Below are 6,424 nucleotides of genomic sequence, written 5' to 3'. Positions count from 1 at the left end.
CATAAGTTATATATCAACAAATACCCATATAGGAGTTTCGTCTGAATATATGGGTTTGAAGCTTTAGCTTCATCATTTAGACTCTTTATCGGTTTAATCTACGATTTTTCCATGTATTCGCTGTGGTTTTGTTAAATTTTTCGGAAGTTTTTTATATACGTTTTCTACTCGTAGAGATAATATAAAGACCCTTAAAAGCAAGTATGTTATATAATAATTATAAAAACTCTTAATTAGGGGTATTAGATTTGACTCCTGACCGCCGCGATTTGATTAGTAAAATCGCAGATATTTTATTGGGAGCAGGTTTTAGTGTAGCGGAAAACAGGAATCTTCGCTCTACTTGCTTCGATATAGTGGCTCGGAAGGGGTTAAATCTACTTCTTTTGAAAATGCATGAAAATATTGATGCTTTAAAAGAGGATACTGGTAAAGAACTCAAAATTCTTTCAAGAATGCTTTCAGCTTCACCAATAGTCATCGGTAATAGGACAAGAAAGGAAATTGTGGAAGAAAGCTTCGTGTATGAGCGGCAAGGTCTGCCCGCGATTAACATTGAGACTTTCGAACATTTTATTGCCGAAAATATCTTTCCTTTGATACTTGCAAGAAGAGGAGGGTTGTATGTCAAAATAGACGGAGAAATTTTGAAGCGTGAAAGGGATAAGAGAGAAATGTCCTTTGGGGATCTGGCAAACCGTGTAGGAGTTTCGCGACGAACCATTTATGAGTATGAAAGAGGCTGCATGGACTCCACATTAGAAACAGCACTAAAACTAGAAGGGGTACTAGACACTCCAATAGCAGTTCCTATTAATTTTACTTCATGGCTAGTTGAAGAAGAGGAGATTCCAGAGCAAGAAGCTGAGGATGAATTACACGAGGAGGTTCGTAGAACTCTCTGTGCGCTAGGACTAAAGGTGGTTTTAGCCAAAAAAGCTCCATTCGACGCACTAACCGCGGATCAGACTGACCAACAAAAAGTGGTAATTACCGGACTAGGTTACGTCCAAGATAAAAGAATCGAACACAGAATAATCTCGGTGGAAAAGGTATCCCAGGTAGCCCAAAAATACGCTATGTTTGTTACCGATAAGAGTAAAATTAAAAAAATCTCAACCGAGGTTCCGGTCATACCCAAAGAAGAACTTCAATCAATCGAAGAACCAGAAGAATTGTTCAAAATTATAGATGGAAGACATGGTCTCAAAACAATCAAAAACTAAACTATTTATTTTCCTTACTAAACTCGTCTAAAATAGTTTGCTTTATCTCATCCAGAATTCTTTTTGCTGTTATCCATGAACGCCTAACAAAGCTTGGAAGTTCACCGTGATCTCTAACCCAGCATTTCAAAAAAGAAATGGTTTTAGGGTCATGACAATAACCCGATCCCACTTCCCCAAATTTTTTCAACTCATTTATCCTTCTATCGCGTTCAACTTTGGCAATAATGGAGGCTGCACTTACCACAGGAATTTCACAGTCAGCTCTGTGCTGAGAAATCAACTTTGTATCTATGGTCAGGTTATTTTTAATTCTTTGGGAGAACCTTTCTGGATTGACATCAGCAGCATCAACATACGTTACGTCGGGTTTGAGCTGATTTATTATATCTGCAAAACAGTGTGCTTCAAGCAGGTTCAAGTTGAGGCTATTAGCCTTAGCTTCGTCGATTTCCTCTGGACTCACAACTTTTATTGACACCTTGGAAGCTAGTTTTAATATTTCAGCAGCAAGAATTTCTCTTTTGGAGGGTTGAAGAAGCTTCGAGTCTCTTATACCCAACTCAGTTAGCTCTGGAATATGTTCCTCCTCTATTAGAACACCGGCAAAAACTATGGGCCCCAAGATTGGTCCCCGACCAGCCTCGTCTACACCTGCAATAAGCATAGAAAATTTTCTCCCATATCTAATATTACTAATCTCTATGAGAAAGTTCATTACTCCTCATTTAAATTATATGGTTTGATTAAGGATGGTGGTAATTCAATTTGCATGATTACAAAATACGCATTTATCATGAGGGCAAGGTGGACTTCTACGGCTATGGATCAGACAGCAAAGCACAAGCTGAGATTCCGGGAGACTATATTCTATCTAAAATGCCGGTTTTTTATAATCCTGTAATGAAGTTAAACCGGGACATAGCGGTTTATACGGTACGGACTTACCAAATTTTAACGAAAAAAAGCTTGAGAATCTGTGAGCCTTTAACTGGATGTGGAGTGCGTGGAATTCGCCTAGCAATGGAGGTTAATGGGGCGGATAGCATAATAATTAATGATATCAATCCTATGGCTTACGACATCGCTAACAGGAATGTAGAAATGCACAACCTACGAGATAAAATCCAAGTTTTTAATGAGGACGCCAATCTTTTGCTTTCAAAAAATGCTTTTCCCATGAAAAGATTTGATGTTATAGATATTGATCCTTTTGGCTCACCGGCTCCATTTCTGGACTCAGCCTTGAGGGCTATAAGTAAGAATAATGGTTTGTTGTGCCTAACCGCCACTGATATGGCTCCACTCTGCGGAGTCCATACAAATGCTTGTATCAGAAAGTACGGCGGTGTCCCCTTAAGAACCACGTATTGCCACGAAATTGCGGTAAGACTGCTTATATCCTGTTCAGTTTTAACTGCATCAAAGAGAGATATTGCGTTGGCGCCCATTCTCTCTCATTCAACCGATCATTATATACGTGTTTATCTTAAAACAATTTCTGGAGCCAAAAATGCAGATGAAATGGTTAAACAGATTGGCTATCTTGTTCACTGTAATCACTGTCATTTCCGCCAACTGAAACCCGGTATAGCTAATTCATTAAGTAGCGTGTGTCCTTCTTGTGGAGATGACGCAAGGATTGCGGGTCCTTTATGGTGTGGCAAAATCCAATCCAGAGAGTTTATTGCCCAAGTACTGGAAAATTCCAAAGCAGACGGAGATAAAAGAGCTATAAGACTTCTAAGCCTAATTCTCGAGGAGGCAGACGCACCGGCAACTTACTATGATTTGCACAGTATATGTGATCAGCTCAACTTACCCTGTCCCGCGTTAGAAAAAATTATCCATCCTTTGAAAGAGAAGGGTTATTCAGTTACCCAAACACACTTTAAGAATAATTCAATAAGAACTAACGCACCTGTTTCAGAAATATTAAAAACTATAAGGAAAGCCCAGTAACTGCGTACTGATAACTTATTCAAAAATGATATTAGTATTAAAATTATTTGAACCATAATCGAAATAATGGAAAAAATCACTTATGAGACATTATAGGTCTAAATATGATTTATTGTAGGTGAAGAAAATGAAACACCAGCACCATGAGAATAGAGAAAACCATAATCATCAACACGAGCACGAGCATGAAGATCATAATAAGCTACATGGAACCCAACGGTTGAGGGCCTTAATTTCTCATTGGATTGAACACAATACAGGTCATTTAGAGAAAATTAAAGAATACGCTAAATTCGCTAAAGAAGAGGGCATTGTTGAAGCTGCTGAACATCTAAACGAGGCTGTAAATCACCTGCAGAAATCCATAGAAGCCCTTGAATCAGCTCTAAAACACATTTAAAAAGTGGAGATTTTCTAAAAAAGATATTTAGACAAGATTTAATAACTTTTAACTATAGGTAGAGGTGCTGAGAATCTTCTTTAAGCACCGCTTTTTAGAATTTCTTTTTATGGATTTTAAATCTTGGGAGCTAAATAGAATTCATTTAACGAGTCTTGTCTCTGGAATTTTTAAATATCTACTTCAAGTTTTAATTTTTCTACGAGTTCTTTATAGCGGTTCCTAATTGTTACTTCGGTTACTCCTGCAGCTTCTGAGACTTCCCTTTGTGTTCGTCTTTCATTCAGTAAAATACTAGAGATATACATTACGGCTGCTGCCAAACCGGAAGGTCCTCTACCTGATGTGAGTCCTTTCTCGTATGCTTTTTGAAGTAATTCTATAGCTTTTTTCTGTACAAGTCCTGGTAAATTTAGAGCGTTTGAAAGTCTTGGTAGGAAATCCATCGGATTAATTGGTGGTATTTCGATTTCGAGTTCTCTTGCTATAAACCTGTAGCTTCTTCCTATCTCCTTTTTTTCAACCCTGGAAATTTCAGCTATCTCATCTAGAGTACGAGGGATCTTACACTTTCTACAAGCGGCGTAAAGCGATGCTGCCACCACCCCTTCTATGGATCTCCCCCTAATTAAACGGCGTTCCACAGCCTTCCTATATATTATTGCAGTTTCTTCCCGGACATTCTGTGATAACCCCAAGTTTGATGACATGCGACCTACTTCAGACAGGGCAAAAGCCAAGTTTCTTTCAAAGGGGTCTGCCACTCTAACTCTTCTCTGCCACATTCTCAAGCGGTATATCTGTGCTCTCTTACGTGGTGTTAACTCCTTTCCCTGACTATCCTTATTACGCCAGTCGATTACTGTAGATAATCCCTTATCATGCATTGTATAGGTGGTTGGTCCACCTACTCTAACTCTCTTCTCTCTCTGTTCTTGGTCAAAAGCCCTCCACTCTGGTCCAGTATCAATCAGATGATCCTTAATGACAAGACCACAGTTTTTACAAATTAGTTCGGCTCTTTCATAGTCTTTTATCAAAACACCATTATTGCATTCAGAACAATAAAAAATATTATCCTCTCTCTCCTCTTGTTTTTCCAGTTCAGTCATGGTGACCACCCGGATTTAATAAAGGCTTATTTCCTTCTTTTTTTAGAGTATCTCTGTTTTTTCCCATTTATGAACTCGTATAGAACCTCATCCACCAATTTTTCAGCGATTTTAGGTTCTACCTGGGGCTTGACAGAAACATAAGGGGTTTTTACAGGCCCAAAAATGTCAAAAATCTGGCCTACCTCTCTCATCTCCTTGTTTACCACCTTGGAGCCAATTCTTGGGGTGAAATTGACCCGAAGTATCAGGTCTCCACGTGGAGTTTGATGTAATGGCTTGCCAAGCCTTCTCAAATATTCTCCCTTCTGGGAATCAATATTTTGGTTTTAGATTACAATGTTATAAACTTTATGCCGAAAATACCATCATAAAAGCAGACAATAATTTATCTTTTTTTATCCCTTTCCTTTTTCCTTTTTCTAGCTTTACTCAGTATTTTGGCTATAGTTTTGATTACTTCATTCTTAATCAAATCGTTCCTAGTAATTAGGATTCTTCCTCGTTTATTCCACCAGTTATTTGGATGGGCGGAATCAGCATCTACTTCAAATTCATAGCCCAGTCTTTTTGAAATTAATGCGAGTTCCTCTATGTTGGGTGCAGGAACAGAAATGCTGAGAGGAACCCTACGGCCTTTACCTCGCGTCAATCTTGAGTCGAAGTATTCTGGATAAAGTATTATCCTATCCTTTTTTCTCATTAGTATCACCGAGTACTCTTCAAAAAACTCATTATTCCTGCAACAAGGAGAGTTGTATCGTATATATATTTAATAATGTTTTTAAGTTTGCTGATTCCTAAGTCTTGTGGTGCTTATTGTTGCATGAATTATCCACAGCTGTTTCTATCGTAGAAACTGTTACTCGAGTAGCAGAAGCAAATAATGTGAAAAAAATTTTAGAAATTAATGTTGAAATAGGTCAATTCACGTTCATTAATCCCGAGCAGTTGAGATTTCTATTTGAAATTGCAGCAGAAAAAACTCCTCTAAAAAATTCTACACTAAACATCTTGATTGTTCCAGGAAAAATTCACTGCAATGATTGTGGGTATTCTGGAGACGTAATATCGGAGGAGGATCAGAAAAAAGCACATCTACTTCCCCTAGTAGGATTCACAGCAAAATGTCCGAAATGTAATAGCGGTAATACAGAAATAATAGGTGGCAGAGAACTAAACATAAAAAATATTAAAGCTGAAGTTGACGATGGAAACTAGTAGAATTTTCATAATTTCCTTTAAGAAATTTATTTATTAGACTTAAAATTCGGTTTACTCTCTAGGTTGGAACAAATGCTATTTTTCAGTTTTAATTAGAACCGCGTTTATTATTCCTGTTTGCCCAGGTCTGCTGGTAACTCTTGCTTTCCCGGCACTAGTATTAATTATCGCCCCACGGGTTATTACTCCTCTTCTATCAAAATCGATGTTCGCTGGATTTTTTTCCACGTCAACAATTTTCACTCTCTTGGTTTTTCCAGTTTTAGGATCAGTCAGGTTAACATATTCGGAGGAAGCTAGTTTGATTTTAATGTTGTCTCCTCTAGTTCTAACTATTTTCTTGTTCTCTGCTCCGAGTTGAGTTCTTGTCTCCTCTCTTCCGAGGTCTCTTTTACGCTTTCCAGAAAATTGCTTTAGTCTTGCACCAGTAGGTTTACGTTTGGATCTTGCTTGCCAATTAACCATGTTAAATCACCAGAACCTTAAACAGTTGAACAACA

Annotated in this window: 9 protein-coding genes; 4 read left to right on the top strand and 5 right to left on the bottom strand. The window is 38.0% G+C overall.

Annotated elements, in window-relative coordinates; translation table 11 throughout:
- The first annotated feature begins 248 nt into the window (after window positions 1-248).
- A complete protein-coding gene (locus ACUVXA_RS01145; protein ID WP_445869391.1) occupies window positions 249-1,226 on the top strand; it encodes a transcriptional regulator in 978 nt (325 codons plus the stop codon).
- Between the two features lies 1 nt (window position 1,227).
- Here the strand turns inward: ACUVXA_RS01145 and rnhB are convergent, their stop codons facing one another.
- Window positions 1,228-1,893, bottom strand: coding sequence for a ribonuclease HII (gene rnhB / locus ACUVXA_RS01140; protein WP_445869390.1), 666 nt, complete (start codon window positions 1,891-1,893; stop codon window positions 1,228-1,230).
- A 101-nt stretch (window positions 1,894-1,994) separates the two neighbouring features.
- Between rnhB and ACUVXA_RS01135 the strand changes: the two genes are divergently transcribed.
- Complete coding sequence (locus tag ACUVXA_RS01135; RefSeq protein ID WP_445869389.1) at window positions 1,995-3,188, top strand: tRNA (guanine(10)-N(2))-dimethyltransferase; 1,194 nt, start codon at window positions 1,995-1,997, stop codon at window positions 3,186-3,188.
- 127 nt (window positions 3,189-3,315) lie between these two features.
- The gene (locus tag ACUVXA_RS01130; RefSeq protein ID WP_445869388.1) at window positions 3,316-3,588 is read left to right on the top strand and encodes a hypothetical protein; all 273 of its coding nucleotides are present in this window, start codon (window positions 3,316-3,318) and stop codon (window positions 3,586-3,588) included.
- Window positions 3,589-3,758: 170 nt separating this feature from the next.
- On the opposite strand, the gene ACUVXA_RS01125 is transcribed toward ACUVXA_RS01130, so the two are convergent.
- From ACUVXA_RS01125 to ACUVXA_RS01115, 3 genes are all read right to left on the bottom strand, one after another.
- The gene (locus ACUVXA_RS01125; RefSeq protein ID WP_445869387.1) at window positions 3,759-4,700 is read right to left on the bottom strand and encodes a transcription initiation factor IIB; all 942 of its coding nucleotides are present in this window, start codon (window positions 4,698-4,700) and stop codon (window positions 3,759-3,761) included.
- A gap of 26 nt (window positions 4,701-4,726) precedes the next feature.
- Window positions 4,727-4,996: an H/ACA ribonucleoprotein complex subunit GAR1 gene (locus ACUVXA_RS01120; protein WP_445869386.1), complete on the bottom strand. Its 270-nt coding sequence runs from the start codon at window positions 4,994-4,996 to the stop codon at window positions 4,727-4,729.
- A 92-nt stretch (window positions 4,997-5,088) separates the two neighbouring features.
- Window positions 5,089-5,403 (bottom strand): signal recognition particle subunit SRP19/SEC65 family protein, encoded by a 315-nt coding sequence (locus ACUVXA_RS01115; protein WP_445869385.1) that lies wholly within the window; start codon window positions 5,401-5,403, stop codon window positions 5,089-5,091.
- A 116-nt stretch (window positions 5,404-5,519) separates the two neighbouring features.
- Here ACUVXA_RS01115 and hypA point away from each other — a divergent pair, with 116 nt between their 5' ends.
- Window positions 5,520-5,921 carry a hydrogenase maturation nickel metallochaperone HypA gene (hypA, locus tag ACUVXA_RS01110; protein WP_445869384.1) on the top strand — a complete coding sequence of 134 codons (402 nt, stop codon included), beginning with the start codon at window positions 5,520-5,522 and terminating at the stop codon, window positions 5,919-5,921.
- Between the two features lie 78 nt (window positions 5,922-5,999).
- Here hypA and ACUVXA_RS01105 read toward each other — a convergent pair whose 3' ends face one another.
- Entirely contained in the window at window positions 6,000-6,389 is a 390-nt protein-coding gene (locus ACUVXA_RS01105; RefSeq protein WP_445869383.1) for a 30S ribosomal protein S8e, read from the bottom strand.
- Between the last annotated feature and the right edge of the window lie 35 nt (window positions 6,390-6,424).

The organism is Candidatus Jordarchaeum sp. (genome assembly GCF_052745115.1).
The sequence above is the reverse complement of the archived record's forward strand: the minus strand, read 5'-3'. Positions and strand labels throughout refer to the sequence as shown.